This is a genomic window from Zoogloea sp. LCSB751 (assembly GCF_002028455.1).
Lineage (GTDB): Bacteria > Pseudomonadota > Gammaproteobacteria > Burkholderiales > Rhodocyclaceae > Zoogloea.
Genome location: NZ_MWUM01000013.1, coordinates 35,439 through 49,664, shown reverse-complemented (window position 1 = coordinate 49,664; position 14,226 = coordinate 35,439). Strand labels below are relative to the sequence as shown.

General features: G+C 67.5%; 15 protein-coding genes. 3 read left to right on the top strand and 12 right to left on the bottom strand.

The window, feature by feature from the left end:
• Positions 1 to 228 (top strand): hypothetical protein, encoded by a 228-nt coding sequence (locus tag B4920_RS15255; RefSeq protein ID WP_079435563.1) that lies wholly within the window; start codon positions 1 to 3, stop codon positions 226 to 228.
• Here B4920_RS15255 and B4920_RS15250 read toward each other — a convergent pair.
• The gene (locus B4920_RS15250) at positions 222 to 1,094 is read right to left on the bottom strand and encodes a lipid A biosynthesis acyltransferase (RefSeq protein ID WP_079435562.1); all 873 of its coding nucleotides are present in this window, start codon (positions 1,092 to 1,094) and stop codon (positions 222 to 224) included. The genes B4920_RS15255 and B4920_RS15250 overlap by 7 nt on opposite strands.
• A complete protein-coding gene (locus B4920_RS15245; RefSeq protein ID WP_079435561.1) occupies positions 1,091 to 1,969 on the bottom strand; it encodes a lysophospholipid acyltransferase family protein in 879 nt (292 codons plus the stop codon). Before B4920_RS15245 ends, B4920_RS15250 begins: the two co-directional genes overlap by 4 nt.
• 214 nt (positions 1,970 to 2,183) lie before the next feature.
• On the opposite strand from B4920_RS15245, the gene metK reads away from it, so the two are divergent.
• A complete protein-coding gene (metK, locus tag B4920_RS15240; protein WP_079435560.1) occupies positions 2,184 to 3,350 on the top strand; it encodes a methionine adenosyltransferase in 1,167 nt (388 codons plus the stop codon).
• Between the two features lie 169 nt (positions 3,351 to 3,519).
• Here the strand turns inward: metK and B4920_RS15235 are convergent, their stop codons facing one another.
• Positions 3,520 to 4,488 (bottom strand): MBL fold metallo-hydrolase, encoded by a 969-nt coding sequence (locus tag B4920_RS15235; RefSeq protein WP_079435559.1) that lies wholly within the window; start codon positions 4,486 to 4,488, stop codon positions 3,520 to 3,522.
• Positions 4,489 to 4,532: 44 nt separating this feature from the next.
• Complete coding sequence (locus B4920_RS15230) at positions 4,533 to 4,853, bottom strand: cupin domain-containing protein (RefSeq protein WP_079435558.1); 321 nt, start codon at positions 4,851 to 4,853, stop codon at positions 4,533 to 4,535.
• Positions 4,854 to 5,288: 435 nt separating this feature from the next.
• Here B4920_RS15230 and B4920_RS15225 point away from each other — a divergent pair, with 435 nt between their 5' ends.
• Positions 5,289 to 7,691: a diguanylate cyclase gene (locus B4920_RS15225; RefSeq protein WP_161493311.1), complete on the top strand. Its 2,403-nt coding sequence runs from the start codon at positions 5,289 to 5,291 to the stop codon at positions 7,689 to 7,691.
• A 45-nt stretch (positions 7,692 to 7,736) separates the two neighbouring features.
• Here the strand turns inward: B4920_RS15225 and ccmI are convergent, their stop codons facing one another.
• Genes ccmI through ccmB form a run of 8 tightly spaced genes read right to left on the bottom strand, consistent with a single transcriptional unit; the run spans position 7,737 to position 14,162 of the window.
• Entirely contained in the window at positions 7,737 to 8,981 is a 1,245-nt protein-coding gene (gene ccmI / locus B4920_RS15220; protein WP_079435556.1) for a c-type cytochrome biogenesis protein CcmI, read from the bottom strand.
• On the bottom strand, positions 8,978 to 9,472 hold the full coding sequence (locus tag B4920_RS15215) for a cytochrome c-type biogenesis protein (protein ID WP_368664724.1): 495 nt from the start codon (positions 9,470 to 9,472) through the stop codon (positions 8,978 to 8,980). Before B4920_RS15215 ends, ccmI begins: the two co-directional genes overlap by 4 nt.
• Before the next feature lie 55 nt (positions 9,473 to 9,527).
• On the bottom strand, positions 9,528 to 10,121 hold the full coding sequence (locus B4920_RS15210; RefSeq protein WP_088179481.1) for a DsbE family thiol:disulfide interchange protein: 594 nt from the start codon (positions 10,119 to 10,121) through the stop codon (positions 9,528 to 9,530).
• Positions 10,115 to 12,070 (bottom strand): heme lyase CcmF/NrfE family subunit, encoded by a 1,956-nt coding sequence (locus B4920_RS15205; RefSeq protein ID WP_079435554.1) that lies wholly within the window; start codon positions 12,068 to 12,070, stop codon positions 10,115 to 10,117. Before B4920_RS15205 ends, B4920_RS15210 begins: the two co-directional genes overlap by 7 nt.
• Positions 12,071 to 12,091: 21 nt before the next feature.
• A complete protein-coding gene (ccmE, locus tag B4920_RS15200) occupies positions 12,092 to 12,532 on the bottom strand; it encodes a cytochrome c maturation protein CcmE (protein WP_079435553.1) in 441 nt (146 codons plus the stop codon).
• 2 nt (positions 12,533 to 12,534) lie between these two features.
• Positions 12,535 to 12,717, bottom strand: coding sequence for a heme exporter protein CcmD (gene ccmD / locus B4920_RS15195; protein ID WP_079435552.1), 183 nt, complete (start codon positions 12,715 to 12,717; stop codon positions 12,535 to 12,537).
• On the bottom strand, positions 12,714 to 13,463 hold the full coding sequence (ccmC, locus tag B4920_RS15190) for a heme ABC transporter permease CcmC (protein WP_079435551.1): 750 nt from the start codon (positions 13,461 to 13,463) through the stop codon (positions 12,714 to 12,716). The genes ccmD and ccmC overlap by 4 nt, the downstream gene beginning before the upstream one ends.
• Positions 13,464 to 13,496: 33 nt before the next feature.
• The gene (gene ccmB, locus B4920_RS15185; protein ID WP_079435550.1) at positions 13,497 to 14,162 is read right to left on the bottom strand and encodes a heme exporter protein CcmB; all 666 of its coding nucleotides are present in this window, start codon (positions 14,160 to 14,162) and stop codon (positions 13,497 to 13,499) included.
• Positions 14,163 to 14,226 lie beyond the last annotated feature (64 nt).

Below are 14,226 nucleotides of genomic sequence, written 5' to 3'. Positions count from 1 at the left end.
ATGGCCCTCAAGAGTCTGCCCGCCGGAGCCTGGCTGATGGGTGTTCCCGGCCTGCTGTGCCTGCTCGCCGGTGGGGTGCTGTTGGCCGGTTTCGGCGCCGAGCTGCATCCACTGCTGCAGGAGTCCGGCGCCGGGCTGGTGTTGCTAGTGTCCGGCGTGGCCCTGGTCGGCAGCGCCGCCTTTCCGCTGGTGCTGGCGGAATTGGCGGCGAAGGACGAAGCTCAGTAGATCTTCGCCTCGCCGGGTGGGCGGGTCTTGAAGCGGCGGTGCACCCAGTAGTACTGGGCGGGCATCGTGCGGACCAGGTCTTCGATGCAGGCGTTCATGCGGCGGGTGTCGGCTTCCACGTCGCTGGTCGGGAAGTCCGTCCACGGTTCGCCGAACTCCACCACATAACCTTCGCCGCCGGGCAGCATGCGCGTCACGCAGGGCACCACCACCGCGCCGCCGAGCCGGGCCAGGCGAGGTAGCGCCGACAGCGTGGCGGCCTGCACGCCGAAGAAGGGCACGAAGACCGAGTCTTCGGGGCCGTTGTCCATGTCCGGCAGGTAGTAGAAGGGCCGGATCTCCTTCATCGCCTTGATCGATGCCCGCACGCTCTCGTCCCGGCGCAGCAGCACCTGGCTGCCGAAGCGGCTGCGGCCGTGGTAGAGCCAGCGGTCGATGACCTGATCCTTCTGGCGGGCGTAGATGCTGACGCAGTCGAACGATGACGCGATTCGCGTGCCGCCCAGGTCGAGACCGAGGAAGTGCGGTGTCAGCAGGATCACCGGCTGGCGGGCTTCGATCAGCTTGGCGAGCGTCTCTTCTCCTCGAATGCGGACGATCCGGCGCACCCGCTCTTCCGGCGCGAACCAGGCAATGCCACGTTCGATCAGGCTGCGGCCAGCCAGTGCGAAGTGTTCTTTGGCCAGCGTGCGGCGCTCGGCTTCGGACTGGTCGGGAAAGCACAGGCGCAGGTTGGTCAGCACCACCTTGCGGCGCGGGGCAATGATCCAGTACAGCAGCCGGCCAAGGCCGCGGCCGATGGGGGCCTGCATGGACAGGGGCAGCCAGTGGAGCAGCCACAGCAGGGCGACGACGATACGACTCATTGTTGGTTTTCTCGGGAGGCGGGAGGAGTGGGGGCGGCGGCGCCCCGGGGGCGCTTGTAGCGGTTGTAGCCCCACAGGTACTGGGACGGATTCTCGCGGATCAGGGCTTCCATCTCGCGATTGATGGCGGCAGCGCGGGTTTCGGTGTCGCCGGTGAGCGGCTCGAGGGCCGGCCGCAGGCGCAGGTGGAAGCCCGTGCCGCCGGGCAGGCGTTCGGCCCACGCGAAGATCGTGCTGACGCCGGACACCTCGGACAGGCGGGCGGCCAGCGTCATCGTGTAGGCCGGGCGGCCGAAAAAGGGCAGCCAGGCACCTTCGCCCGCGCCGGGCACCTGGTCCGGCAGCATGCCAACCGCTTCGCCGGCGCGCAGGGCCTTGATCAGTCGCCTTACGCCACCCACGTCGGCCGGTGCCAGGCGCATGTTGCCGCGGCTGCGCCCGGCGTTGATGACCGGCTGCAGCACCGCCTTGCGCGGCGCCCGGTAGAGCACCGTGATCGGCTTGTGGGTGGAGAAATACTGGGCGGAGATCTCGAAGCACCCCAGGTGCGGCGTGATGAAGAGAAGGCCGCCGCCGCTGGCCTCGGCGGCTTCCACGTGTTCCCACCCGCTGACGCGGACGACCTTGGTGACGATCTCGGCCTGGGGGCGCAGCAGCAGCCACGGCAGTTCCAGCGCCTGCTTGCCGGTCTCGCCGACCGCGCGGCGCCAGGTCCGGGCGGCTTCCTCCGGTCCGAGAGCGTGGGCCAGATTGTCGCGCAGGCGCCGCCGGTAGGTGGGGGAGCCGGCGTAGGTCAGCCATCCGGCAACGCAGCCGAGACGCTGTAGGAGCCCGAGGGGCAGGCGGGCGAGAAGGGAAAAAATGAGTGACGCCATCGGGGGCTGTGGGGTGGCCGAATTGACGGCCCGGAAGGCAAAGCTATAATTGTGATTCCGCCGAGTTAATCCGACAACTTGCAGGGCGGTGGCGGTCCGTGGTTCAGCTGCGGATAGGCCGGCAAAAATACTGCTAAAGCGTCGCCGCTCCGAGAATCCCCCGAGACGGCAACGCCGTCAGTCAAGGGGATTTTTGTTTTTCAGGAGCGCCTCCATGGCCAGAGAATACCTTTTTACTTCGGAGTCCGTCTCCGAAGGCCACCCCGACAAGGTCGCCGACCAGATTTCCGATGCCGTCCTCGACGCGATCCTCGCGCAGGACCCGCACGGCCGCGTTGCCTGCGAAACCCTGGTGTCCACCGGTCTGGTCGTGATTTCCGGCGAAATCACGACGCGCGCCGACATCAACTACATGGACATCGCCCGTAACACCGTCAAGCGCATTGGTTACGACGATTCCGAGATCGGCTTCGACTACAAGAGCTGCGCGGTGCTGACCGCGATCAACCGCCAGTCCTCCGACATCGCCCAGGGCGTGAACGAAGGCGAGGGCCTCGACCTCGATCAGGGCGCCGGCGACCAGGGCCTGATGTTCGGCTACGCGACCAACGAAACGCCGAGCCTGATGCCTTTCCCGATCTACTACGCCCACCGCATCATGCAGCGCCAGGCGGAAGTGCGTAAGGACGGCCGCCTGCCGTGGTTGCGCCCGGACGCCAAGAGCCAGCTGACCGTCAAGTACGTGGACGGCAAGCCGGTGGCGATCGACACCGTGGTGGTGTCCACCCAGCATCACCCGGACATCTCCCATGCCGATCTTACCGAGGCGGTCATCGAGGAGGTCATCAAGCCGGTGCTGCCGAAGGAGTTCCTGAGCGGCAACACCCGCTACCTGATCAACCCCACCGGCCGCTTCGTCATCGGCGGCCCGAACGGCGACTGCGGCCTGACCGGCCGCAAGATCATCGTCGACACCTACGGCGGCGCGGCCCACCACGGTGGCGGCGCGTTCTCCGGCAAGGACCCGTCCAAGGTGGATCGTTCCGGCGCCTATGCGGGCCGCTACGTGGCAAAGAACGTGGTTGCCGCCGGCCTGGCCGACCGTTGCGAAGTGCAGGTCGCCTACGCGATCGGTGTCGCCAAGCCGGTGAGCCTGATGGTGGAAACCTTCGGCACCGGCAAGATCGCCGACGAGAAGATCGTCGAGCTGATCCAGGCCCACTTCGACCTGCGTCCGAAGGGCATCATCGCGGCGCTCGACCTGCTGCGCCCGATCTACTCGCGCACCGCCGCCTACGGCCACTTCGGCCGCGACGAGGCCGACTTCACGTGGGAGAACACCGACAAGGCCGCCGCGCTGCGCGCCGCTGCCGGTCTGTAATTCCCAGCTGTTGATCGCAGAAAGGGCGCCCCGCGGGGCGCCCTTTCTGCTTCATGCCCATGCAATTTCCTGTGGGGTGCTGTGGGGGCGAATGAATTCGCCCCCACAGGTGAAGCTCCCTCCAGGCGGTACCTGGTCAGGGGGCCTGCTCTCCCGGCCGACCGCGTCCTTACTTGCTGCGCAGCGGGCTGTACTCCACCGGTACCCAGCCGAAGGCCTTGCCGTCGGCGCGGATGTGGCCGAGGCCAGGGAAGGGCAGGTGCATGCCGGCGACGGCCAGTTTTTCCTTGGCGGCCCAGGCGAACAGCTTTTTGCGGGTGGCCACGGCCTGCTTCTTGTCGCTGTCGAACTCGATGGCGACGTCCGGACGGGCGAACTGCACCGCGTAGCTGTGTACCGCGTCGCCGAGAATCAGCAGGCGCTGGCCCTTGGACTCGACCAGATAGGCGCTGTGGCCCGGCGTGTGGCCGATGGCCGACACCGGCTTGATGCCCGGTGCCAGTTCGGCGTCGCCGCTGAAGGGCTTCCACTTGCCGGCGGCCTGATAAGGGGCGGCGGCCTGGCGGGCGATGGCGAAGAAGGCCTGGAAATCCTTCGGGGCTTTCGCCGAATTTGCTTCGGACAGCCAGAAGTCGCTCTCGGTCTGGGCCACGCGCACCTCGGCATTCGGGAACAGGGGCTTGCCGTCGGCGTCGAGCAGGCCGGCGACGTGGTCGGCATGCAGATGGGTCAGCAGCACCAGGTCCACCTGTTCCGGCGTGTAGCCGGCCGCGCGGATGTGCTCGGCGACATAGCCGAGGGTCGGGCCGAAGGCCTTGGCGGTACCGGTATCAACCAGGATCAGCTTGCCGCCGGCATTGATCAGGTAGGTATTGACGGCGGTCTGCACCTTTTCGCCGGCAATGAACAGGCGTGCCAGCAGGCGCTGGATCTCGGCCTGGCTGGCATTGAGCAGGATCTTGGCGTCCAGATCCACGTAGCCGTCGTAGAGGGCGGTGACCTCGTAGTCGCCGATGTTCAGGCGGTAGTAGCCGGGCACCTGGGTCTTGACGGCTGGCGCTTCGGCGAAGACCGGGGCGACGGGGAGCAGGCTGGCACTGACGGCAAAGGCAAGGGCACTGAGACTGCGGCGGATCATGGATGCATCTCCAGAGGCTGAAAAGGACAAAAGGATAATGCCAATCAGGCCTTCGTGCCATGAACGGCCAGCCAGACGGTGTCCGGACCGGTGGACGCGACCCGGTGGCGGCGGCCGGCGGGAATCACCAGCCAGTCGCCGGGCGCCAGCGCGATGCGGCGGCCATCGTCGAACTCCAGCTCCGCGGTGCCCTGGACGAGCATGACCCATTCGTCGCCGGCCTGGTCGTACCAGAAGCCTGGCGGGCTGGCATTGCGGTGGGAGACGATGCGCTCGATGCGCATGGCGCCGGCTTCGAACAGGGTTTCGAAGTCCTCGTCGGGGCCCGGCGGGGGGAGATTCTTGAGCAGATTGCGAGGAGGCATACTGGCAAGCCTGGAATACAGGTTTGCCAGTATGCCTCAGTGCCCGTGCCGGCCCTCGGTTGCAGACGGCAGAGCTGGAATAAAGGGGCAGCGCCGGGAGGAAGTCTCTGTTGGGGTCTTGGGGGTCTTGTGTGCCCCGGCGTGCCATTGAAACGATTGAATGATCGGGTGCTTGTCGACCTGATTCGGGTTGAATGCTACGCCGCCCACCGCGATGCAGCCAATTGAATGTGGGCATGAATTGAATAGTGCTTGCCTATTACTGCACAGCACTGTGCACTTCGATGGGTAATGCGGACTATGCTGGCGATGAACGCAGGCATAAGCTTGCATTGATATTAGAACAATCCAGAACAACGGCAGCGCATTGCCGAACGAGTGCGGGAGGGCCGGCGGATGAGCAGGCTGGGCCATTGGGGATCACCACTTCGCTCCTTGCGGACACGCATCGCGGCAGGGGTTCTGCTGGGTCTCTTGCTGGCCTTGTGGGGGACCACGCTGCTGGTGGGCTATGTGTTGCGTCAGGAAATGCAGGCCACGCTGGCTGCCCAGCAGTTCTCGGTGGTGACCCTGCTGGCGGACGAGATCGATCGCTCCGTGTCGGAGCGGATGCGGGCCCTGCAGGCTGTGGCCGATGACTTCGATGCCAGCAAGATGGTGTCTTCTGCCGCGCTGGAAATGGAGCTGCGCGACCAGCACGTGCTGCTGACCCTGTTCAACTGGGGCGTGCTGGTCACCGACCGCCAGGGCACCACGCTGGTCAGCCTGCCGGACGAACTCGGCCGCGGCGGCGTCAATTACATGGATGTGCCGGCGGTCCGCAAAACACTGGAGAGTGGTGAGGCACGGGTCGGGCCGGCGCAGATCGGCAAGACGACCCATCAGCCGGTGGTGCCGATGATCGTGCCGATCCGCGGTCCTGGCGGCGAGGTGCTGGGGGCGGTGATCGGCCTCACCAATCTGGCGCTTTCCAATTTTCTCGACGATATCAGTGCCAACCGTTTCGGCCGTCAGGGGGGCTACCTGATCACCGATCCGGGGCAGCGCCTGTTCATCGCCGCCACCGACAAGAGCCGGGTGATGACGCCGGGGCCGCCGCCGGGCCTCAATCCGGTCTATGACCGTTACCTCGCCGGGCACGAGGGTTCGGGCTTGGCGCGTAGTTCCCGCGGTGTGGTGGAGCTGTCGTCCAGTCGCCTCGTGAAGAGCACCGGCTGGTTGATGCAGTCGGTGCTGCCGGTGGAGGAGGCCTTTGCGCCCCTGTACGCGATGCAGTGGCGCCTGCTGGCGTCGGCGGCGGCACTGACCGTGCTGGCCAGTGCGCTCACCTGGTGGTGGCTGCGCCGGCAGCTGCAGCCCCTCGGCGAGGCCGCGGAGCAGCTCGGCAGGATGCGCGACGGCCTGATCCCCCGTCAGGCGCTGCCGGTACGGCGGGACGACGAAATCGGCGCGCTGACCGGCGCCTTCAACGGACTGCTTGCGACCATTCTGGAAGGCGAGGCGCGGGCCGCCGAACATGCGCTCAATCGCCGCCTGCGCAGCATCGTGTCGCAGATCCCCGGCCTGGTCTTCCAGTACCGCCTGGATGCCGACGGGCATCACAGCGTGCCCTTTGCCAGCGATGCGCTGCGCGACCTGTTCGGCGTCGAGCCGGAGAGCCTGCTGGAGTCGGCGGCGCCCCTGCATGAGCGGGTGTTGCCCGAAGATCTGCCGGGGTTGCTGGCTGCCGTGGCCGAGTCGTCCCGGGGCCTGACCCGCCTGCACCGGGAATTCCGCATTGCGCATCCGGCGCGCGGGGTGCGCTGGATGCGCATCGACGCGCTGCCCGAGGCAGGGGAGGGCGGCGGGGTGAGCTGGCACGGTTTCGCCACCGATGTCACCGAGGCCAAGGAAACCGAGATCAAGCTGCGTATCGCCGCCGCCACCTTCGAAGGTCAGGAGGGGGTTTTCATCACCGATGCGGACGAGCGCATCGTGCAGGTGAATCAGGCCTTCACTGCAATGACCGGCTACTCGGCGCGGGAGGCAATCGGCCAGCGGCCCAGCCTGCTGCGCTCCGGGCGCCATGGGCAGGAGTTCTACCGGCGCCTCCATGCCGGCCTTGAGCGGGACGGCTTCTGGCAGGGCGAAATCTGGAACCGTCGCAAGAACGGCGAAGTGTTCGTCGAATGGGTGACGATTTCGGCGGTGCGTGACGATGCCGGGCAGATCACCCACTACGTGGCGGCCTTCTCCGACATCACCGAACACAAGAAGGCCGAGGAACAGGTTCACCAGCTGGCTTTTTACGACCCGCTGACTCAGCTGCCGAACCGCCGCCTGTTCCACGACCGTCTCGAACAGGCGCTGGCCGCCAGCGCCCGCAGCCGCCACGGCGGGGCTTTGCTGTTCCTCGACCTGGACAGCTTCAAGGGGCTCAACGATACCCACGGCCACGTGATGGGCGATGCCCTGTTGGTGGAAGTGGCCCGGCGCCTGGTGGGTAGCCTGCGCGAGTCGGATACGGTGGCGCGCCTGGGGGGCGACGAGTTCGTGGTGATCCTGGAAAACCTCGACGAGGAGGAGCGCGACGCCGAGTCCCATGCCGGGCGCGTCGCCGAGAAGCTGCGCGAGGAACTGGCGCAGCCCTACCGGCTCAGCCTGCCGGGCGGCGGGGACAGCGTGATCCACCAGTGCACGGCCAGCATCGGCGTATGCATGTTCCTCGGCCATGACGAAAGCCGGGACGAACTGATCAAGCGGGCGGATATCGCGATGTACCGGGCCAAGGCAGCCGGCCGCAACGCGGTGCGCTTCTTCGACCCGCGGCGCCTGCCGGTGCCGCTGAAGGTGGGGTGACGGTGGCTTGAGTGGGGTCGGGCGGACGCCCGACCCCGAGGGAATTCAGGGGACGAGCTTGTCGATGACCAGCTTCAGGCCCTTGGCGCCGGGCTTGACCGGGGTGATCTCACCGGCCAGATCGCCAGACTTGGGAATCGCATCGCCGGACTTGGAGATGCGTGCCTCGATGCGCAGTTCGGCGGCGGAGGACAGCTTCATCTCCGGGCTCATCGCCATGCTGTCGTCGAGGGTGAACTCCTTGGGCAGCTCGGCAGCCTTGAGGCGCAGGATGGCCAGCGGCATGCGCGGCCCGTTGGCGTGGCGGGCGAAGATGAACAGGGTGTCGTCGGGGCTGGCCTTGTCCTTCAGGGCCGGCGCCAGGCTGACCCGGCCGCTGACCGAGGTGGCGCCGGCAGCGGCCGGCTGGCGTGCCGGCTCCCGGGAAACCGGCTTGACCCCTTGGCTGTCGCCCATCAGCTGGCGGACCTTTTCGAGGCCGGCGGACAGGTTGCGGGCATCTTCCGAGTCCGGCGGCACCTGGGCCAGCACGCGTTCCCAGTGGCGCGCCGCATCCGTGTAGTTCTTGCGGAAATAGGCATCGGTGCCGGCCAGTACGAGGGCCTGTGGGTTGTCCGGCTGGTCGGCCAGTACGCGCTTGAGGAGCTCCTGGCCCTTGCCTTCCACCTTGCCTTCATTCTGCGCGGCGGACAGTTCGGCCATTTCCAGCATCAGTTCCGGCTCGGTCTCCATCACCGGGCCGGCCTTCTCGAAGGCGCGGGCGGCCTCGTCGAGACGGCCCATGACCTTGTAGCTGCGCCCGAGCATCACCCAGCCCTTGGGATTGTCCGGCTCCTTCTCGAGCTTGGCGGCGAGGGAGGCGACCATCTTCTCGACTTCGGCCTGGGTCGGTATCTGCTCGCTGTTGCTGGCCTGCACGGCTGCCGGGTCGAGGGCGGCCGGCGTGCCGAGCACGAGGTAGAGGAGGACGGCGGCGGCGGGCAGCGCGAGGCCGACAGCGATGGCGGTGCGGGGCAGGCGGCGCGGTTCCGCGGTGGCTTCGGCGCCGTCGTCGGCCAGGTCTTCGAGAATGCGCCGCTCGAGTTCGTCGCGGGCGCTGGCGTGGTCGGCGGCAGACAGCGCGCCGCTGGCCAGGTCGCGCTCCAGTTCGGCCATCTGGTCGCGGTAGATGGCGGTGTTGAGGGCCTTGCGGGAGGCGTGGCTGGCCTGGCGCTGGCGCAGCAGCGGGCGGCTGATCAGGGCGAGTACGAGGGCGGTGAGCAGCCCGGCGGCGATCCAGAAGGCGGTCATGCCTGGTCTTTCGGTTGGGTGGGTTGCGAGTCGCCGGAGAGCAGGGCTTCGGCGGCGGCCCGGTCGGCGGCAGACAGGGCCGCGGGCTTGAGCAGGCTGGCGCGGCGGCGCAGGTAGGCGATCAGGCCGATGATCGCCGCGGCGAGAATGAGGAAGGGACCGAACCACAGCAGCCAGGTGGTCGGCTTGACCGGCGGGCGGTACAGCACGAAGTCGCCGTAGCGGCTGACGAGGTAGTCACGGACCTCCGCATCGCTCTTGCCGTCGCGGATCAGGCTGCGCACTTCGCGGCGCAGGTCTTCGGCCAGTTCGGCATGGGAGGCGGCCAGGCTCTCGTTCTGGCACACCAGGCAGCGCAGTTCTTCCGAGATGGCGATCATGCGCGCCTCGACGACCGGGTCGGCGGCCAGCGGGGCGGCCTCGCCGGCGTGGGCGACGGGTGTCATGCCGAGCAACGCGGCGGTGGCGAGGGTGGCGAGCGTTTTGTTCACGCTCGTATCAACCCTGGCGGGGAGCGCATGCAATGAGCGGGAAAGACGCAGCATCTCAGGACTCCCCGGCCAGTTGCTTGGCCAGCGGCAGGATCTTCTTCTCCAGCGCCTCGGGGGTGATCGGGCCGATCTGCTTGTAGCGGATCACGCCTTTCTTGTCGATCAGGTAGGTTTCCGGCACGCCGTACACGCCGTAGTCGATGCCGACCCGGCCGTCCATGTCGAGGGCCGACAGCAGGTAGGGGTTGCCGTGCTGGGACAGCCAGGCAGCGGCGCGCTGGCGGGTCAGCGTGGTCTCTTCGTCGGCTGCCAGCTTCTTCACATCGGTCTCGCCGTCGCCGCGTACTTCCTTGTAGTTGAGGCCGACGATGGGCAGGCCGCCCTGGCGGGCGAAGGCCACCAGCAGCGGGTGCTCGGCGCGGCAGGAGACGCACCAGGAGGCCCACACGTTGAGCAGCCAGACCTGGCCGCGCATGTCGGCCGGCGAGAAGCTCTTGTCGGGCTCGGCGAGTTGCTGCAGCTTGAAGTCGGGGGCCGGCTTGCCGACCAGCGGCGAAGGGACTTCGTGCGGATCCCGGTTGAGGCCGATGGCCAGGAAGACGACGAGGACCAGGAACAGTCCGAGGGGAATCAGGAAACGTTTCAAGATGCGGCTCCTTCGCTGGCCAGGCGCGCGGCCTTGGCCGCCTTGGATGTGATGCGGTAACGACGGTCGCTGGCGGCGAGCAGGCCGCCGAGGGCCATGAACACGGCGCCGGCCCAGATCCAGTCGACGAAGGGCTTGTAATACACGCGGACGCTCCAGGCTCCGTCGCCGCCTTCCAGCGGGTCGCCGAGGGATACGTAGATGTCGCGGGTCAGGCCGGGGTCGATGAAGGCTTCGGTCATCGGCATCGCGGAAGAAAGGTATTTGCGCTTCTCCGGGTGCAGCGGCATCACCACCTGGCCGTCCTTCAGCAGCTCCAGGTCGCCGCGGGCGGCCACGTAGTTGGGGCCGGGCACGTTGCTGACGCCCTGGAAGCGGATCTCGTAGCCGCCGATCTTCACCGTGTCGCCGGGCGCCATGCGCACATCGCGCTCGGTCTCGTAGTGCTTGACCATCACGATGCCGATCACCGTCACGGCGATCCCCATGTGAGCCAGGTGCATGCCCCAGAAGGCTCGCGGCGGCGTACCGGACTTGCGACGGGCGAGGATCTGTACCACCGAAGAGCCGATGATCCAGATCGCCAGCCCGATGCCGAGGGCCACGCCGGCCGACCAGGCGCCGGCCAGGAAGGGTGCGCCGACCCCGATGAGCACGGCAACCGCGAAGGCGCCGCGCAGCGGGCGGGCGATGTCGGCCAGTTCAGCCTGCTTCCAGCGGGCCACCGGGCCGACGGCCATCAGGAACAGCACCGGCACCATCAGCGGCGCGAACACCGCGTTGAAGTACGGGGGGCCGACCGACAGCTTGCCCAGGTTGAGGGCGTCGATCACCAGCGGATAGAGGGTGCCGAGCAGCACCGCGCCGGCGGCGGACAGCAGCAGCACGTTGTTGACCAGCAGCAGGGTCTCCCGCGACACCAGCGCGAAGGCTCCGCCCAGGCTGACCTTCGGCGCACGCCAGGCGAACAGGGTCAGGGACGCGCCGATCACCACCGCCAGGAACAGCAGAATGAAGATGCCGCGCTTCGGATCGGACGCGAAGGCATGCACCGAACTCAGTACGCCGGAGCGGACCAGGAAGGTGCCGAGCAGCGACAGGGAGAAGGCGCCGATGGCCAGCAGCACGGTCCAGTTCTTGAAGCTGCCGCGCTTCTCGGTGACCGCCAGCGAGTGGATCAGCGCGGTGCCGACCAGCCAGGGCATGAAGGAGGCGTTTTCCACCGGGTCCCAGAACCACCAGCCGCCCCAGCCCAGCTCGTAGTAGGCCCAGATCGAGCCGAGGCCGATGCCGAGGGTCAGGAAGATCCACGCGGCGGTGGTCCAGGGCCGCGACCAGCGTGCCCAGGCGGCATCGAGGCGGCCCGACAGCAGCGCGGCGATGGCGAAGGCGAAGGCCACCGAGAAGCCCACGTAGCCCATGTAGAGCATTGGCGGGTGGAAGATCAGGCCCGGGTCCTGCAGCAGCGGATTGAGGTCGCGGCCGTCGTCGGCGCCCGGAAGCAGGCGTTCGAAGGGATTGGAGGTGGCCAGGATGAACAGGATGAAGCCGGCGGCGACCAGCCCCAGCACGCCCTGCACCCGCGCCACCATGTCGTCCGGCAGGCTGCGGGAGAAGGCCGCCACCGCCAGCGCCCACAGGGACAGCATCTGCACCCACAGCAACAGGGAGCCTTCATGGCCGCCCCACACGCCGGCCACCCGGTACTGCAGCGGCAGCTTGGAGTTGGAGTGCTGGACGACGTAGAGCACCGAGAAGTCGTTGTTGATGAAGCTCGCCGTGAGGCAGCCGAAGGCCACCGCGATCAGCAGGAACAGGGTTGCCGAGGCCGGCCGCGCCAGCCCGACCCAGGCCGGGATGCCGCGCTGGGCGCCGATCAGTGGCAGGCTGCCCTGTACCAGGGCGACCAGCAGGGCGAGGATGAGGGCGAATGTACCGATTTCAGGGATCATGGCTGGGGTGCCCGGTTGAGCTTACTGCTTGAGGGTCTTGGAGGCCTCGTGGGCCTGATCGACGGCGTGCTTGGCTTCCGGCGGCATGTAGTTCTCGTCGTGCTTGGCGAGCACTTCGGTGGCGGTGAACTTGCCGTCTGCGCCGAGGGCACCCTGGGCAACGACGCCCTTGCCCTCGCTGAACAGGTCCGGAAGGATGCCGGTGTAGGCCACCGGGATCTCCTTGGCCGTGTCGGTGACGACGAAGCGGGCGGTGATGTCGGTGCGCTGCAGGCTGCCTTCCTTCACCAGGCCGCCGATGCGGAAGGCCCGGTCCTTGGGTGCCTCGCCGTTGGCCACCTGGGTCGGGGTGAAGAAGAACACCAGGTTGCTCTGGAAGGCATTGAGGATCAGCGCCGCGGCGATGCCGAGGGCGGCCAGGCCACCAAGGATGATGGCGAAACGTTTGTGTCGTGCTTTCATGGTTAGTCCTGACTCTCTCTGTCGGCCGCCAGTTCCCGGCGCAGTAGCCGGCGGGTGTCGCCGAAGCGCTTCCTGACCAGCAGGGTTTCGATCAGCAGGGCTGCGGCGGTGACGCCGAAGCTGCCCCATACGTAGAGGCCGTAGCCTCCCATCGCGAAGAATTCGCTCGCGCTGCCCCAGTTCATCGTTGCATCTCCGGCAGTTCGGCCACCCAGGTGGCGTGGCGTTCCCGTTCGAGGATGATGGACCGTACCCGGTACAGGGCGACGGCGATGCTGTACATCCAGAAGGCCAGCGCCATCAGCAGCATGCCCCACAACATGGTGGCGGCCATCGTCGGGGCCTTGGTCATCGAGACCGAGGCGCCCTGGTGCAGGGTGTTCCACCACTTCACCGAGAAATAGATGATCGGCACGTTGACCACGCCGACCAGCGACACGATGGCCCCGGCCTTGTCGGCCCGGCGCGGGTCGTCGATGGCGGCGGTGAGGGCGATGTAGCCGAGGTAGAGGAACAGCAGGATCAGCTCGGAGGTCAGGCGTGCGTCCCACACCCACCAGGCACCCCACATGGGCTTGCCCCACAGGGCGCCGGTCCACAGGGACAGGAAGGCGAACAGCGCGCCGGTGGGGGCCAGTGCGGCGCTCATCATGCCCGACAGGCGGGTGTTGAAGCCGATACCGATGGCCGACCAGAAGGCCATCACGCAGTAGATGAACATGGACATCCACGAGGCTGGCACGTGGATGAAGATGATCCGGTAGCCCTCGCCCTGCTGGAAGTCGGTGGGGGCGACGAAGAAGCTGATCCACAGGCCAGCGGCCGTCAGCGCGGCGGCCAGTGCGGCGAACCATGGCCACAGCTTGCCGGCGAGGGGGTAGAAGCTGGCCGGCGAGGCGAACTTGAACCAGTTGATCAGGGGCTGACTCATGGGACGGATCCGGTAGAGGAAGGTTGCGGGGTGTTATTCGAGGGTGATGCGCAGCGCCGCGGTGGCTGCCCACGGGGCGAAGAACGCAGCCAGGGCGAGGAGGGCGCCGAGCAGGGACAGGTGGCCGCCGGCACCCAGGCCGGCCATGTCGGCCTCGACGGCGCCGGCACCGAAAATCAGCGCCGGAATATACAGGGGCAGCACCAGCAGCGACAGCAGCACGCCGCCGCCGCGCACGCCGAGGGTCAGCGCCGCGCCGATGGCGCCGATCAGCGACAGCAGCGGGGTACCGAGCAGCAGCGACAGCATCAGGATACCCAGCGCCCGTGACGACAGATCGAACTGCAGGCCCAGCACCGGCGCCAGCAGCACCAGCGGCAGGCCGGCGGTCAGCCAGTGGGCCAGTACCTTGCCACCGACCAGCAGGGTCAGTGGCGTGGGCGACAGGGCCATCTGTTCGAGGGTGCCGTCCTGGTGGTCGGCGGCGAACAGGCGGTTGAGGGACAGCATCGCGGCGAGCAGGGCCGCCACCCACAGCACGCCGGGGGCGATGCGTCTGAGCAGTGCGGTTTCCGGCCCGATGCCGAGGGGGAACAGGCTGACCACGATCATGAAGAAGAACAGCGCGGTGAGCATCTCGCTCTTGCGCCGCATGGCCAGCAGCAGGTCGCGGCGCAGGATGGCGACGAAGGCATTCATCGCGCCTCTCCCTGTAGGGGCGAATTCATTCGCCCACAGAAGTCGATCAACTGGCCTTGAGCGA

What these genes read in the sequence shown, in the direction of transcription:
- ccmI (WP_079435556.1), bottom strand. Translation starts at nt 8,981, where the DNA reads ATGACCGCCTTCTGGATCGCCGCCGGGCTGCTCACCGCCCTCGTACTC.
- B4920_RS15205 (WP_079435554.1), bottom strand. Translation starts at nt 12,070, where the DNA reads ATGATCCCTGAAATCGGTACATTCGCCCTCATCCTCGCCCTGCTGGTC.
- B4920_RS15250 (WP_079435562.1), bottom strand. Translation starts at nt 1,094, where the DNA reads ATGAGTCGTATCGTCGTCGCCCTGCTGTGGCTGCTCCACTGGCTGCCC.
- B4920_RS15230 (WP_079435558.1), bottom strand. Translation starts at nt 4,853, where the DNA reads ATGCCTCCTCGCAATCTGCTCAAGAATCTCCCCCCGCCGGGCCCCGAC.
- ccmE (WP_079435553.1), bottom strand. Translation starts at nt 12,532, where the DNA reads ATGAAAGCACGACACAAACGTTTCGCCATCATCCTTGGTGGCCTGGCC.
- ccmC (WP_079435551.1), bottom strand. Translation starts at nt 13,463, where the DNA reads ATGAGTCAGCCCCTGATCAACTGGTTCAAGTTCGCCTCGCCGGCCAGC.
- ccmD (WP_079435552.1), bottom strand. Translation starts at nt 12,717, where the DNA reads ATGAACTGGGGCAGCGCGAGCGAATTCTTCGCGATGGGAGGCTACGGC.
- B4920_RS15245 (WP_079435561.1), bottom strand. Translation starts at nt 1,969, where the DNA reads ATGGCGTCACTCATTTTTTCCCTTCTCGCCCGCCTGCCCCTCGGGCTC.
- B4920_RS15255 (WP_079435563.1), top strand. Translation starts at nt 1, where the DNA reads ATGGCCCTCAAGAGTCTGCCCGCCGGAGCCTGGCTGATGGGTGTTCCC.
- ccmB (WP_079435550.1), bottom strand. Translation starts at nt 14,162, where the DNA reads ATGAATGCCTTCGTCGCCATCCTGCGCCGCGACCTGCTGCTGGCCATG.
- B4920_RS15235 (WP_079435559.1), bottom strand. Translation starts at nt 4,488, where the DNA reads ATGATCCGCCGCAGTCTCAGTGCCCTTGCCTTTGCCGTCAGTGCCAGC.
- metK (WP_079435560.1), top strand. Translation starts at nt 2,184, where the DNA reads ATGGCCAGAGAATACCTTTTTACTTCGGAGTCCGTCTCCGAAGGCCAC.